At 63.8% G+C, this 14,061-nt stretch carries 17 protein-coding genes; 13 read left to right on the top strand and 4 right to left on the bottom strand.

From position 1 onward, the window contains the following. Positions 1 to 57: 57 nt before the first annotated feature. The 12 genes from N2L00_RS10835 (at position 58) to murA (ending at position 9,779) form a co-directional block, all read left to right on the top strand. The gene (locus N2L00_RS10835) at positions 58 to 540 is read left to right on the top strand and encodes a hypothetical protein (RefSeq protein WP_255862747.1); all 483 of its coding nucleotides are present in this window, start codon (positions 58 to 60) and stop codon (positions 538 to 540) included. After that, on the top strand, positions 533 to 808 hold the full coding sequence (locus N2L00_RS10830) for an AtpZ/AtpI family protein (protein WP_255764633.1): 276 nt from the start codon (positions 533 to 535) through the stop codon (positions 806 to 808). The genes N2L00_RS10835 and N2L00_RS10830 overlap by 8 nt, the downstream gene beginning before the upstream one ends. Positions 809 to 893: 85 nt before the next feature. After that, the gene (gene atpB, locus N2L00_RS10825; RefSeq protein ID WP_229949509.1) at positions 894 to 1,697 is read left to right on the top strand and encodes a F0F1 ATP synthase subunit A; all 804 of its coding nucleotides are present in this window, start codon (positions 894 to 896) and stop codon (positions 1,695 to 1,697) included. Between the two features lie 73 nt (positions 1,698 to 1,770). After that, positions 1,771 to 1,992: an ATP synthase F0 subunit C gene (atpE, locus tag N2L00_RS10820; protein WP_227918267.1), complete on the top strand. Its 222-nt coding sequence runs from the start codon at positions 1,771 to 1,773 to the stop codon at positions 1,990 to 1,992. Between the two features lie 42 nt (positions 1,993 to 2,034). After that, on the top strand, positions 2,035 to 2,583 hold the full coding sequence (locus N2L00_RS10815) for a F0F1 ATP synthase subunit B (protein ID WP_229949507.1): 549 nt from the start codon (positions 2,035 to 2,037) through the stop codon (positions 2,581 to 2,583). Beyond that, positions 2,583 to 3,398 (top strand): F0F1 ATP synthase subunit delta, encoded by an 816-nt coding sequence (locus N2L00_RS10810; protein ID WP_255764631.1) that lies wholly within the window; start codon positions 2,583 to 2,585, stop codon positions 3,396 to 3,398. Before N2L00_RS10815 ends, N2L00_RS10810 begins: the two co-directional genes overlap by 1 nt. A gap of 100 nt (positions 3,399 to 3,498) precedes the next feature. Next, entirely contained in the window at positions 3,499 to 5,136 is a 1,638-nt protein-coding gene (gene atpA / locus N2L00_RS10805; RefSeq protein ID WP_255764630.1) for a F0F1 ATP synthase subunit alpha, read from the top strand. Positions 5,137 to 5,235: 99 nt separating this feature from the next. Next, positions 5,236 to 6,129 (top strand): F0F1 ATP synthase subunit gamma, encoded by an 894-nt coding sequence (locus N2L00_RS10800; protein WP_255764629.1) that lies wholly within the window; start codon positions 5,236 to 5,238, stop codon positions 6,127 to 6,129. Positions 6,130 to 6,206: 77 nt separating this feature from the next. Beyond that, a complete protein-coding gene (atpD, locus tag N2L00_RS10795; RefSeq protein ID WP_255764627.1) occupies positions 6,207 to 7,670 on the top strand; it encodes a F0F1 ATP synthase subunit beta in 1,464 nt (487 codons plus the stop codon). 5 nt (positions 7,671 to 7,675) lie between these two features. Continuing rightward, on the top strand, positions 7,676 to 7,969 hold the full coding sequence (locus tag N2L00_RS10790; protein WP_227918261.1) for a F0F1 ATP synthase subunit epsilon: 294 nt from the start codon (positions 7,676 to 7,678) through the stop codon (positions 7,967 to 7,969). 9 nt (positions 7,970 to 7,978) lie between these two features. Continuing rightward, a complete protein-coding gene (locus N2L00_RS10785; RefSeq protein ID WP_255764626.1) occupies positions 7,979 to 8,407 on the top strand; it encodes a DUF2550 domain-containing protein in 429 nt (142 codons plus the stop codon). Positions 8,408 to 8,513: 106 nt separating this feature from the next. Continuing rightward, positions 8,514 to 9,779, top strand: coding sequence for a UDP-N-acetylglucosamine 1-carboxyvinyltransferase (gene murA, locus N2L00_RS10780; RefSeq protein WP_255862748.1), 1,266 nt, complete (start codon positions 8,514 to 8,516; stop codon positions 9,777 to 9,779). 94 nt (positions 9,780 to 9,873) lie between these two features. Here the strand turns inward: murA and N2L00_RS10775 are convergent, their stop codons facing one another. From N2L00_RS10775 to nucS, 3 genes are all read right to left on the bottom strand, one after another. Further along, positions 9,874 to 10,077: a cold-shock protein gene (locus N2L00_RS10775; protein ID WP_146361532.1), complete on the bottom strand. Its 204-nt coding sequence runs from the start codon at positions 10,075 to 10,077 to the stop codon at positions 9,874 to 9,876. 232 nt (positions 10,078 to 10,309) lie between these two features. Continuing rightward, positions 10,310 to 11,527, bottom strand: coding sequence for an N-acetylglucosamine-6-phosphate deacetylase (locus N2L00_RS10770; protein WP_255862749.1), 1,218 nt, complete (start codon positions 11,525 to 11,527; stop codon positions 10,310 to 10,312). 49 nt (positions 11,528 to 11,576) lie between these two features. Beyond that, positions 11,577 to 12,272 (bottom strand): endonuclease NucS, encoded by a 696-nt coding sequence (nucS, locus tag N2L00_RS10765; RefSeq protein WP_227918257.1) that lies wholly within the window; start codon positions 12,270 to 12,272, stop codon positions 11,577 to 11,579. 40 nt (positions 12,273 to 12,312) lie between these two features. Between nucS and N2L00_RS10760 the strand changes: the two genes are divergently transcribed. Beyond that, positions 12,313 to 12,657, top strand: a complete 345-nt coding sequence (locus tag N2L00_RS10760; RefSeq protein WP_255764623.1) for a hypothetical protein — start codon at positions 12,313 to 12,315, stop codon at positions 12,655 to 12,657. A gap of 4 nt (positions 12,658 to 12,661) precedes the next feature. Here N2L00_RS10760 and N2L00_RS10755 read toward each other — a convergent pair whose 3' ends face one another. Then, entirely contained in the window at positions 12,662 to 14,008 is a 1,347-nt protein-coding gene (locus N2L00_RS10755; protein ID WP_255764622.1) for an AI-2E family transporter, read from the bottom strand. Positions 14,009 to 14,061 lie beyond the last annotated feature (53 nt).

The following is a 14,061-nucleotide window of genomic DNA, read 5'->3' as shown; positions in this document are numbered from 1 at the left end:
CCCGGCACCCACGAAGCGTCCGGCTCCAAAAAACCAGCAAGGAAGACTGCCTCCACCATGAGATCCGCAGATGGTTCCCGCCCCGGCGGGTTCCTGACCCCCTCGGGGCCAACGAAGGCCCCCTGGTTGGCGATTCTCGGGAAGGCCCTTGCCGTGACCGGCGCCGCCGCCCTCCTGGCCGCAGTCGTGGCTGCTCTCACGGCGGATCTGTCTGCAGCGGCGAGCTCCCTTCTGGGGTGGTTCGTTATTGCCGCATTCTTCGGAATCAGCCTCCTGGTCGGCCACGTCGTCGGACGCAGCAATCCCTCCGGAGCCATCGGAATGTTTGTCGTTACCTATGCCATAAAGGTTGTCGGTTTCGCCGTCATTCTTTTCGGACTGGGAACTCCTGATTGGCTGCACCGTGAATGGTTTGCCCTGACCGCAGTCGGCGCAGTGGTCCTCTGGCAGGCGGCGGAAATCCGCGCCTTTTCGACGACCCGTCACCTGATTTACAACGATGCTGACGATTCCAGTCCCCAAGGAGGCGCAAATGCCTAAAAAACAGCCCTCCACCGGCCCGGGTGCTTTCGAGCCGCCTGCCGCCGGCCGCCGCGCAACCGTGCAGTATCTGCTTGCGGGAATCATCGCCCTGGGTTTGATAGGGTGGAGCCTGGATAGTCTCCTGGGAACTCGCTGGATTTTACCGGCCGGTATCGTCCTGGGTGCGGTCTGCGGCTACTATGTCGCCTTCGCACACAGGCGCACCTTGGGTGCGGACCGACCCGTCACGGGCGGAAAACAGCCGGATACGGATAAATCGAATTGATTTCACAAAACCGAACTAATGGGCGCACATCATGCGTGCCCACCAATGATATGCCCAACGATGGACACAGCAGAGAGGAAACGCGTTGATCGCGCTTGCGCTTCCCGCCTCCAATGACGAGGGATTCGTCGCACCTACCCTCGAAGACATGCACCTCCCTGAGATCCTTCCCTGGGGCGCCGAAAGCGGTGAAGGATTCGGAAAGCAGATGCTGCTTATCCTCCTTTCCGTCATCCTTATCGGGTGGTTCTTCGTAGCCGCAGCCCGCAAGGGCCAGATGGTCCCGGGCCGGCTGCAGTTCCTGGGCGAATGGAGCTACAACTTCGTCCGCAACTCGATCGGCCGGGACATCATCGGTGAAAAGGACTTCCGGTCCTTCACTCCGCTGCTGTTCGCGCTGTTCTTCTTCATCCTGATCAACAACCTGTGGGGCACCATCCCGCTGGCCCAGCTGCCGACCACGTCCCACGTGGGCACGGCCTATGCACTGGCCGCGATTGTCTACTTCACGTGGATCATTGTCGGCATCCGGAAGCACGGCCTGGGTTACTTCAAGTTCGCCACCGTCCCGTCCGGCGTGCCGATGGCCATCCTGCCCCTCGTGGTGCTGATCGAAATCATCTCCACCTTCCTGGTCCGTCCGATCACGCACAGCCTGCGACTCTTCGCAACCATGCTGTCGGGCCACCTCATCATCATGCTTGCCGGCAGTGGAACCGCGTTCCTGCTGCTCGAGGCTGAAGGACTGTTGAAGCCGCTGGGTGCGCTCACCCTGGTAGGCGGCGTCGCCATGTTCCTGTTCGAAGTTTTGATCCAGGTCCTGCAGGCCTACGTCTTTACCCTGCTGACCGCGATCTACATCCAAGGCTCCCTGGCCGAGGAACACTAAACCTCCCCTCACCGGGGAACCCCCCTGAACCATGCAACCTGCCCAACGGGCATCTTGAAAGGAACAAAACCAAATGACTGGTGTTTTGGATATCGAAGGCAACATCAACCTCGTCGGCTACGGCCTGTCCGCTATCGGCGGCGCCATCGGCGTGGGCCTGGTCTTCGCGGCCTACATCAACGGCGTTGCCCGCCAGCCGGAAGCCCAGCGCGTCCTGCAGCCCATCGCCTTCCTGGGCCTGGCTCTGACCGAAGCACTGGCTATCCTTGGTCTGGTTTTCGCGTTCGTTCTCTAACGTCAGCGCGTATTTCCAACCAAGTAGATAGGACGGATTGAAATGAACGAGGCACTAATCCTCGCCGCCGAAGAAGGCGCGAATCCTCTGATCCCAAACATCTGGGAGATCCTCGTAACACTGCTTGGCTTCGCCGTGCTGATGTACATCGTCGTCAAGTTCGTCGTCCCGATGTTCGAGAAGACGTATGCAGAGCGTACCGAGGCCATCGAAGGCGGACTCAAGAAGGCCGAAGCCGCACAGGCTGAAGCCAGCGCGGCCCTGGATGAATACAAGCAGCAGCTCATCGACGCCCGTACCGAGGCCAACCGGATCCGCGAAGAAGCACGCGCCGAAGGCGCCCAGATCCTCGCTGACCTGAAGGCCAAGGCAGGCGCCGAATCCGCCCGCATCATGGAACAGTCCCACGTCGCCATCGAAGCGGAACGCCAGGCAGCTGTCGTTTCCCTCCGCAGCGAAGTGGGCACGCTCGCCACCGAGCTGGCCGGCAAGATTGTCGGCGAGTCCCTCGCAGACGATGCGCGTGCCGCCCGTGTGGTTGACCGCTTCCTTGACGACCTGGAAACCCAGAACGCAGGTGCGGTTAAGTAATGGCAGGTATATCGAGCGAGTCACTGGCCGCGGCGCAGGAGAAGCTGGAAGCCAAGCTTCCCGGCGCAACCCTGTCCCTGGCCGAGGAACTCTTTGGAATTCTGGGCCTGCTGGACAGCGATGCTGGCCTGCTGCGTGCCCTGACGGATCCGGCTCGTGAAGCCTCGGCCAAGGCAGCCCTGGTCTCCAAGCTGGTCGGCGGCAAGGTTTCGGCCGACGCCGAGCAGCTGGCTGCTTCTCTGGTGGAGTCCCGGTGGCGCACAGCGCGTGACCTGGGCGATGCCCTGGAAACCCTGGGTGCAACCGTTGTTTCAGCTGTAGCGGAAAACAAGGGTCCCGGCCTGGCCGGCCTTGAAGCCCTGGAAAACGATTTGTTCCGCTTCAACCAGGCCGTTGCAGCCAACCACGAGGTGCAGCGTGCGCTGCAGGAACCGCAGGCATCAGCCTCGGCCAAGGCCACGCTGGCACAGAAGCTCGTGCCGGGCATGGGAGCCGAAGCCAAGGTGCTGGTCACGCAGGCAGTAACCGCCCCGCGCGGACTGCGTCCGGCAGCACTGGTAGCGCGCTTCGCGGAACTGGTAGCCGGCCGCCAGCAGCGGTGGATTGCAGAAGTGCAGTCCAGCCGTCCGCTGACGCAGGAACAGCAAAAGCGTCTGCAGTCCTCTCTCAACGGACTGTATGGCCGCGAGCTGAAGATCAACGTCAATGTGGACCCGGCGATTCTCGGCGGCATTCGTGTCACAGTGGGGGATGAAGTAGTTGATTCCACCGTTACGACGCGCCTGACTGAACTTCGCCGAAAGCTCGCTGTCTAGTCACCTTGACGGCCCTAAACGGCCTTCAGAACATTTGAGAACCAATCACGGTCATCGGCTGTTAAGCGATGATCACAACATAGGAGAGCAGGGACTGCAGATGGCCGAATTGACCATCAACGCCGACGACGTCCGTAATGCGTTGAATGAATTCGCGGCGTCCTACGAACCCGGAAACGCAGAGCGCGTTGAAGTTGGCCGCGTAACAACCGCCAGCGACGGCATTGCCCGTGTGGAGGGCCTGCCCTCCGTTATGGCGAATGAGCTGCTTCGGTTTGAGGACGGCACGCTGGGCCTCGCCCAGAACCTTGACACCCGTGAAATCGGTGTCGTTGTACTTGGCGATTTCGCCGGTATCGAAGAAGGCCAGGAAGTCCACCGCACCGGTGAAGTCCTGTCCGTACCCGTAGGCGACGCCTTCCTGGGCCGCGTTGTCGACCCGCTGGGCGAGCCGATGGATGACATGGGCCCGATCGCCGCTGAGGCACGCCGTGCACTGGAACTCCAGGCGCCGGGCGTTACCCAGCGCAAGTCGGTCCACGAGCCGCTTCAGACCGGCCTCAAGGCAATCGACGCCATGATCCCGATCGGCCGCGGCCAGCGCCAGCTGATCATCGGTGACCGCAAGACGGGTAAGACCGCCATTGCCGTTGACACCATCCTGAACCAGAAGGCCAACTGGGATTCCGGTGACGTCCAGAAGCAGGTTCGCTGCATCTACGTAGCCATCGGCCAGAAGGCTTCCACGATCGCTGAAATCAAGCGGACGCTGGAAGACAAGGGCGCCATGGAGTACACCACGATCGTGGCCTCCCCGGCATCCGACCCCGCCGGCTTCAAGTACCTGGCACCGTACGCCGGCTCGGCCATCGGCCAGCACTGGATGTACGGCGGCAAGCACGTCCTGATCATCTTTGATGATCTGTCGAAGCAGGCTGAAGCCTACCGCGCCGTGTCGCTGCTGCTGCGCCGCCCGCCGGGACGCGAAGCCTACCCCGGCGACGTCTTCTACTTGCACTCCCGCCTGCTGGAGCGTTGCGCCAAGCTCTCCGACGAGCTCGGTGCCGGCTCGATGACCGGCCTGCCGATCATCGAAACCAAGGCAAATGACGTCTCGGCCTACATCCCGACCAACGTTATTTCCATCACCGACGGACAGATCTTCCTCCAGTCGGACCTCTTCAACGCCAACCAGCGCCCCGCCGTCGACGTCGGTATCTCCGTCTCGCGCGTCGGTGGTGCTGCACAGCAGAAGGCCATGAAGAAGGTCTCCGGTACGTTGAAGCTGGAACTGGCCCAGTACCGCGACATGCAGGCATTCGCCATGTTTGCCTCGGACCTGGATGCGGCTTCCCGCCAGCAGCTGACCCGCGGTGCACGCCTGATGGAACTGCTCAAGCAGGGCCAGTACGCCCCGTACCCGGTGGAAGACCAGGTTGTCTCCATCTGGATGGGCACCAACGGCTACCTGGATGACGTCCCCGTTGAGGACGTCCGCCGCTTCGAGTCCGAGTTCCTGGAACACGTACGCCACTCCTCGTCCGTCATGACCGTCCTGGCCGAGACGAACAAGCTCGAGGATTCCACGGTTGATGAGATGAAGAGCCTCATCACCAAGTTCAAGCAGGGTTTCTTCGGCGAAGGTGACGACCGCATGGTCGCCGCCGGCAACGAAGCTACCTCGGCCTTGGACGAGGATGCCGTAGACCAGGAAAAGATCGTCAAGCAGAAGCGCTAGCGGTTTTGGAGTTCCGCTGCCGGGCCGTGTGCCCGGCAGCGGAACCCATGGCCATTGCCTTAGCCCCTGGCTTCAACGCCAGGAACTGAAAGGAAGAGTATGGGAGCCCAAATTCGGGTCTACCGCCAGAAGATCGCGTCGACAACGTCGATGCAGAAGATCTTCAAGGCGATGGAGCTGATTGCTGCCTCTCGCATTGGAAAGGCGCGCACCCGTGTGGCTGCGTCACTGCCTTACTCCAATGCGATCACCCGTGCCGTTTCTGCTGTGGCATCCCAGTCGGAGATCGATCATCCGCTGACCACCGAACCGGAGCAGATCCGGCGCGCAGCCGTGGTCATCATGACCTCCGACCGCGGTCTTGCCGGATCGTACTCCGCCGGTGTCCTCAAGCAGGGCGAAGCACTCAATGAATTGCTCCGTGACGAGGGCAAGGAAGTTAAGACCTACCTTGTTGGACGCAAGGCGCAGGCGTACTACGAATTCCGGAACCGTTCAGTGGAACGTGTCTGGACCGGCGGTACCGACGCACCCGAGTTCGAAACAGCCCGAGAAATCGGCAAGGCACTCCTCGATGACTTCAACACGGCCTACGAAGACGGCGGCGTGGACGAAATCCACATCGTCTACACGCGCTTCAAGTCCATGGTTATTCAGGAACCTGCGGTCATCCGACTGCTGCCGCTGGAGGTAGTGGAGGAAGAAGCCCAGTCTGACGCTGAGTTCCTGCCTCTCTACGAATACGAGCCCGAGCCGGAAAAGGTCCTGGACGCACTGCTGCCGCGCTACATCGAGTCGCGCATCTTCGCAGCCATGCTCCAGGCCGCCGCTTCCGAGCTTGCTGCCCGCCAGCGCGCCATGAAGGCCGCAGGGGACAACGCCACGGACCTGATCAAGAAGTACACGCGACTTCGCAACAACGCCCGTCAGGCCGAAATCACCCAGGAACTTTCCGAGATCGTAGCCGGTGCGGACGCGCTCAGCGCCTCTTAGCCTGCCCCGCTCGAAGATAAGTTCCAACGCATAAAAAACTTAGTCCACACGCCATCTAACTGAGTGAAGTGAGAGAGATGACTGCCCAAACTGTCGAGCACGGATCTGATTCCGTAGCCTCGGGTGCCACCGGCCGTATCGCCCGTGTCATCGGCCCGGTTGTCGACGTCGAATTCCCGGCTGACGCAATCCCCACCATCTACAACGCACTGACCACCGAGCTGACGCTCGACGGCCAGACCCGCACCATCACGTTCGAGACCTCCCAGCACCTGGGTGACAACCTCGTCCGTGCCATCTCCCTGCAGGCCACCGACGGCCTGGTCCGCGGCGCTGCCGTTTACGACACGGGTGCTCCCATCTCCGTGCCGGTAGGCGACGGCGTCAAGGGCCACATCTTCAACGTCCTGGGCGAGCCCCTCGACGTCACCGAAGACCAGCTGGAGATCACCGAGCGCTGGCCGATCCACCGTTCGGCTCCGAACTTCGCTGACCTTGAGGGCTCCACCGAGATGCTGGAAACCGGCATCAAGGTGATCGACCTTCTCACCCCGTACATCAAGGGCGGCAAGATCGGCCTGTTCGGCGGTGCCGGTGTCGGCAAGACCGTGCTGATCCAGGAAATGATCACCCGTGTTGCCCGCAACTTCGGCGGTACCTCGGTATTCGCCGGCGTCGGCGAGCGTACCCGTGAAGGCAACGACCTCTGGGTTGAAATGGAAGAGGCGAACGTCCTGAAGGACACCGCCCTTGTATTCGGCCAGATGGATGAGCCGCCGGGAACGCGCCTCCGCGTGGCACTGTCGGCTCTGACCATGGCGGAATACTTCCGCGATGTGCAGAACCAGGACGTGCTGCTCTTCATCGACAACATCTTCCGCTTCACGCAGGCAGGCTCCGAGGTTTCCACCCTTCTCGGCCGCATGCCTTCCGCTGTGGGCTACCAGCCGAACCTGGCTGACGAGATGGGTCTGCTGCAGGAGCGCATCACGTCCACCAAGGGCCACTCGATCACGTCCATGCAGGCCATTTACGTGCCTGCAGATGACTACACCGACCCGGCCCCGGCAACCACGTTCGCCCACCTGGACGCGACCACGGAACTTTCCCGTGAAATCGCTTCCCGTGGCCTGTACCCGGCCGTGGATCCGCTGACCTCGACGTCGCGTATCCTCGACCCGCAGTACGTGGGACAGGAGCACTACGACACGGCCATCCGCGTCAAGCAGATCCTCCAGAAGAACAAGGAACTGCAGGACATCATCGCCATCCTCGGCATCGACGAGCTCGGCGAAGAGGACAAGATTGTCGTGTCGCGTGCACGCCGCATCCAGCAGTTCCTCTCCCAGAACACCTACACCGCCAAGCAGTTCACCGGCGTTGAGGGTTCGACGGTTTCCATCAAGGACACCATCGAAGGCTTCCGGGCCATCTGCGACGGCGACGTTGACCACATTGCCGAGCAGGCGTTCTTCAACGTCGGCGGCATGGATGACGTTGAGCGTCAGTGGGCGAAGATCCAAGAGCAGACCGGGAAGTGAGCCCCATGGCGGACGCTGCTGAACTCGAAGTTGAGATTGTTGCTGCCGACCACTTCGTGTGGTCGGGAGCGGCAAAGATGGTCAAGGCCCGCACCAGCGACGGCGAGATCGGGATCCTTCCCGGGCACTCACCGGTGCTGGCCATCCTGGCAGAGGGCGGACTGGCCATCGAACCGGTGTCCGGTTCCCGCATTGAGGTAAGCGTTGACGGAGGATTCTTCTCCGTGGACAACAACCGGGTGGTCATCGTGGCCGACAATGCCAAGGTGACCAACGAAGCAACCGCCGGGACCCGCTGACTCCTTCCGATGGACAGCTCCTATGTGTTCATTGCGTTGGCCGCCCTTTTTGGGCTGCTTGTCCTTGCAGTAGTGCTCTTCGGGGTGCGCCGCAGCCAGCTGCGGCGCGCCCTGGGGACCTTCGATGCCTCCATCTGCCTCCCCCCTGCGGGGTGGCGGATGGGGGTTTGCCGTTATACGGACACCCATCTGGAATGGCTGCGCCTGGTCTCGCTGAGTCCGCGTCCGCCGTACCGTTTCCTGCGCAGTTCACTGGAAATGGCCGGCTGGCGGGAGCCCACTGAAGCCGAGCGTGCCCGTATCCAGCCCGGCGCCGTCGTCGTCAGCTTGAACTACCAGGGCAGTACCATCCTGGTGGCCATGAAGTACGAGGCCTATACGGGCCTGTCTTCATGGGTGGAAGCCGGCCCCGTGGTCGGCATCGGTACCTGGCGCTAGGCGCCGGGCCGGACAGTAAACAAGCTCTGCTTAGAAGGCACAGGGAATTCCCCCTGTGCCTTTTTTGCTGCCCTTTGGAGCCTGCCCCGGCCCCTACTATGGAGTAATGGAAGACGTCATTGTTGTTACCGGCCCGTCCACCCTTCGCGGAGCCGTTACTGTCCCGGGTGCCAAGAACAGCGTCCTGAAGCTGATGGCGGCAACGCTGCTTGCGCAGGGCCGGTCCGTCATCGCGAATGTCCCCAACATCCAGGATGTCTGGATCATGGCGGAGCTGCTGCGCCGGCTGGGATGTTCGGTGGATTACGACGTCGACGCCGCCTCCGTGGCCGTGGACGTCCCGCAGGAGCTGGGCCACCAGGCGGACTATGACCTCGTCCGCGCCATGCGGGCCTCCATCTCCGTGCTGGGACCGCTGGTGGCCCGTTGCCGGCGGGCAGAGGTGGCGCTGCCGGGCGGAGACGCCATCGGCTCCCGCGGACTGGACATGCACCGCGCCGGACTGGAACTTATGGGCGCCGAGATCGGCATCGATCACGGGTACCTGGTTGCCTCCGTCCCGGAAGGCCTGCACGGAGCGGACCATATCCTGGACTTTCCCTCCGTGGGCGCCACCGAAAACCTCATGATGGCCGCCACCCTGGCCCGCGGACGCACGGTGATCGATAACGCCGCCCGGGAGCCGGAAATCACCGACATTGCCCGCATGCTCAACAGCATGGGGGCCCAGATCAGCGGCGTGGGCACCAACACGCTCATCATCGACGGGGTCCGGGAACTGCACCCGGTGGAACACCGTGTGGTGCCGGACCGGATTGTCGCCGGCACCTGGGCCTTCGCGGCAGCGATCACCGGCGGCGAGATCGAGGTGCGCTCGGCGGATGCATCAGCCCTGGCAGTGGTCCTGGACAAACTCACCCAGGCGGGCTGCGAAGTCAGCACGGGGGAGGACGGCTTCACGGTGAAGGGACCGGCCCGCCCGGAGCCCATCAACGTGTCCACCCTGCCGTATCCCGGATTCCCCACCGATCTGCAGCCCTTCGTGGTGGCCCTCAACGCCGTCGCGAACGGTTCGGGCATGGTCACCGAGAATGTTTTCGAGGCCCGCTGGGGCTTCACGTCCGAACTGGCGCGGCTCGGAGCCGTGGTCCGGCTCGACGGACACCACGCCCTGATCCAGGGTGTCGAGCTGCTGTCCGGCGCACCGGTGGTGGCCAATGACATCCGGGCCGGCGCTGCCCTTGTCATAGCAGGCCTGGCTGCCGACGGAACCACGGAAGTGCGGGGCGTGGACCATATTGACCGCGGGTATGAAAGATTCATGGAGAATCTGCGGAGCCTTGGTGCGAACGTAGTCCGCCGCCGCGGGTAAGTAAGCGGTGGGTAAATAAACCAATGGAAAACAAGGAAAGCCCCCGGCATGTGCCGGGGGCTTTCCTTGTTTCCCTGCGGAAAAGTGTTAAACCCTAGAGGGCGGTAACGCCGGTGGCCTGGGGGCCCTTGGCGCCCTGGCCGATCTCGAAGGAAACACGCTGGTTTTCGTCGAGGGTCTTGAATCCGTTGGTCTGGATTTCGGAGTAGTGGACGAAGACATCGCCGTCTGAGTCGTCCGGAGTGATGAAGCCGAAGCCCTTTTCGGCGTTAAACCATTTGACGGTACCCTGAGCCATTTGTTTCTCCTCATAATGTGGAACTTACCTGCACGGTCCGTGCCGGATATGTTACTGAAGCAAGAAAGCCCAAGTTCTTGCCGTTCAGCAGTTCCTTGAGGAGCTTCTCACTCGCAACGGTCTTGCGAGCATGAAAAAACACCTACACAAAGACTTGGTAACAGCGTGGCATAACCGAAATGCCTGGTCAATGCTCAAAACGAAATATTTAGAACTTTTTTCGGGTGCTTTTTTACCGCGGCAGCCACGTTCCGCAGCGCAGGACCGCGTGCAGCTCCAGGTCCGCTGAAACCACCAGGGCATCGGCCCGCAGGCCGCGGCGCAGGGCACCGACTTCATCGGCGAGCCGAAGCACGTCCGCGGGCACCGCAGTGGCCGCGCCCACCGCGTCCGCGAGCGGCACACCGGCAGCGACAGCCGTGCGTACGCACTGGAGCAGGGTGGCCGTGCCGCCGGCCAGCGTGCCGCCGGGCAGGCGGGCCGTCCCGTTCTCCACCACGACGTCGGCAGGCCCCAACCGGTAGGTACCGTCGCCCAGGCCGGTGGCCGCCATGGAGTCACTGACGAGGGCCACGTTGGCGCCTCCTGCGAGCTCGAAGACGGTGCGTACCAGCGCGGGGTCCAGATGCGCCCCGTCGGCGATCAGCTCCACCACGGCCGCTCCGCTGCGTGCGGCCCGCAGGCTCGCGGCAACGGCGCCGGGGGAGCGGTGGTGCAGCGGGTCCATGCCGTTGAACAGGTGCGTCACTGTGGGCCGGGGAGCATAACCTCCGAAGCCGGCCTCTTCCATTTCGTCCCGGGCGGACTCCAGCGACTCGGCAGCAACTGGGTCCGCAGCGGCGGTATGCCCCAGCGACGGCGTCACGCCGTGCAGGACCAGGCGGTCCACCAGGTCATCCGCTCCGGGCAGTTCAGGCGCATAGGTCATGGTGACCAGTTCGCTGTCCGCGGCTGCAAGCAGCTCATCCACGAAGCCGGGGTCCGGCGGGACCAGGAACTTCGGGTCCTGCGCACCGCAGCGCTCCCCTGCCAGGAACGGCCCTTCGGCATGGATTCCGGCAATGAGCCCTTCCCGCGCGAGGGCGGCTAGGCGGGCGGCGGCAGCGAGCATGTCCTGACGGGACGCGGAAACCGTGCTGGCGAGCAGCGTGGTGGTTCCCGCCGAATGCAGGAAGGCGGCTGCCCGCCGGATTCCCTCGGCGTCGGAGGTGGTGAAATCGCTTCCCGCAGCGCCGTGGCAGTGCAGGTCCACGAGTCCGGGGAGGATGAGCGAACCGGCCGGCAGGTGCGCGGGCTCCGGCCACCCGGCGTCGTCAAAACCGCCGGCCGGGCCGGCGTAGGTGATCCGGTCCCCGACAAACGCGAGTGCGCCGTCGGGAACCAGCTCCTCCGGAGTCAGCAGGCTGCCTCGGAGGTAGCCGCGGTCCCGGCTGCGCGCTGTGGGGTTCATGCACCGATTCTAGGCATGTTGGCCGGCGGCCGGGAGCGGGGCGGGGGACTCAGAAGAGGCGGGAATCCCTGTCATCCACGCCGCGCATCGCGTCGTAGTCGAGCGTCAGGCAGGTGATCCCGCGGTCCTCGGCCAGCACGCGGGCCTGGGGCTTGATCTGCTGCGCGGCGAAAATGCCGCGGACCGGAGCCAGCAGCGGGTCCCGGTTGAGCAGTTCCAGGTAGCGGGTCAGCTGCTCCACGCCGTCGATGTCTCCGCGGCGCTTCAGCTCCACGGCCACGGTGGCGCCCGTGGCGTCGCGCGCCAGGATGTCCACGGGGCCGATGGCCGTCATGTATTCGCGGCGGATCAGCGTGTGGCCTTCGCCCAACCGGTTGATCTGTTCGGCCAGCAGGCGCTGCAGGTCCGCTTCCACGCCGTCCTTGATGAGGCCCGGGTCGGTCCCGAGGTCATGGGAGACATCGGAGAACCGCTCGTGGATGCTGATGATCAGGCGGTCGTCGGTCTTCGCGCTTTGGACGTTCCAGACTTCGGTGACGCCGGCTTCGGCGTCCGTCTCGTCCGGTTCCACGCTGCGCATGGTGGCCGGAGGGCTCATCCAGTTCAGCGGTTTGTAGGATCCGCCGTCGGAATGGATCAGGACGGAACCGTCGGCCTTCACCATGAGCAGCCTTACGGCCAGGGGCAGATGGGCACGGAGGCGGCCGACGTAGTCAACGGAGCAGCGGGCTATTACTAAACGCACAGTTGCACTTTACCGGCTCATCTGCGGCAAAATGACTTCTATGCCCCGTTCGAACCATCCCCGCCGCACGCCTGCCGCCGGCAGCGCAGCCGGCCGGAACGCCCGCCGCAAGTGGGCGTCCACCCCGCCGGAGGGGGATTTGGAACGCACGCGTGCCGGTATTCCACGCCGTGAAAGCGGTCCCGACGGCGAATGGTCGGTGCGGCAGATCACGGCCGGCAACGCCGCAAAGGACTACCGGTGCCCCGGCTGCGGGCAGGTCATTCCGCCCGGAACCGCGCACCTGGTGGTGTGGCAGGAAGACTCGCTGCTGGGCCGCCAGACCGCCGTCGAGGGCCGCCGGCACTGGCACAACCACTGCTGGCGGATCCGCCGCAGGTACTGACGGGCTACTGCCGGTCCTGCCGGGCGATGAAGACTTCCTTGAGCAGCAGCAGGGTGGCGGCCGCCGTCGGGATGGCTATCAGTGCCCCCAGCACGCCGAGCAGGCTGCCGCCGGCAATCACGGCGATGACGGCGACGGCGCCGGGCACTGCCACGGCCCGCTGCATCACGCGCGGGGAGACAAAATACGCCTCGAACTGCAGGTAGGCCATGTAGAGGATGGCGAAGACCACAGCCGTCTGCCAGCCCTCGGTCAGGGCCACCAGCGAGACCAGCACCAGCGCTATGGGCGGGCCCACCAGCGGGATGAAGGCCAGCAGCGCCACCAGGAAGGCCAGCAGCACCGAGAACGGCACGCCGGTGATGGTCATCACGATGAAGGCGTAGGTGGCGTCCAGCAATGCGACCAGGCCCTGGCCGATCACGTAGTTGCCGACGCTGCCGGTGATTTCCTCTGAGAGGGCCTCCACCCGGCGGCGGCGGCTGCGCGGGGCAAGCCGGTAGGCCCACTTCTTCATCGACGGCAGCGAAGCCAGGAAGTAGAGGGTCAGGACCAGGATGATCAGGGCGCCGAACAGGCCGTTGGCAATCACCGTGCCCACGCTGAGGACCCCGCCGAAAATGCCGCCCACGGCGGAGCTGTTGGAGAAGAAGCTGCCGACTTCCTGCTCGATGCGGTCACGGATCTGGAACTGCTTGTCGATGTTGACGAAGAAATCCGAGGCAAGGAAGTTGTTGATGTAGCCCGGAGCCTTGGCGATGATTTCCGTCGACTGGCTGACGATGGTGGGGATCAGCGTCGCAAAGAAGGCCGTGACGACGCCGGCGAGCACCAGCACGGTGAGGGCGATGCCTGCGGGGCGGGGGATACGCCGCGCGGCCAGCCAGCGGACCACCGGATCCAGTCCCAGGGCAATGAACAGGGCAGCGCCGATCCAGACCAGCAGCTCGCCGACATTGGTGATGACGAAGAACAGCAGCAGGGCCAGGCCAACGCCGACCGTGAGCATAAAACCAAAGTAGATGGGGTGGGCGCGCAGGCTCCCGCCCTCCGGGTCATGCCCCTGCCCGCCGCCGCTGACGCTGAGCCGTTCATCGGGAAGCCGCACGTCGTCGTCGACCGTAATCTCCGGACCGGCTGCGTCCTCGGGCGGGAATTCGAAGCGCGGCCGCGGCCGGGCACCGGGAACGCCGTGGCGCAGGCTGTAGCGCACTCGGTCCGCAGCCGTGGAAAGGAATCCGGGCAGAGGGGTGCGGGGCGTATTTCCGCCGGAGGCATTCCCGCCCGCCGGTTTTTTGTCCGCAGGGCCGGGGAGCGGCGCGTGGACGGGCACGTCCTCGTTTTCGCTCATTTCGCGCGTTTCTCCTCTGCCTGGTCGGGCTGCTGATACGAACCGAAACCTTA

The organism is Arthrobacter sp. zg-Y1171 (assembly GCF_025244845.1).
In the GTDB taxonomy this organism is placed as follows: Bacteria; Actinomycetota; Actinomycetes; order Actinomycetales; family Micrococcaceae; genus Arthrobacter_B.
This window is presented reverse-complemented; position numbering and strand designations above follow the sequence as displayed.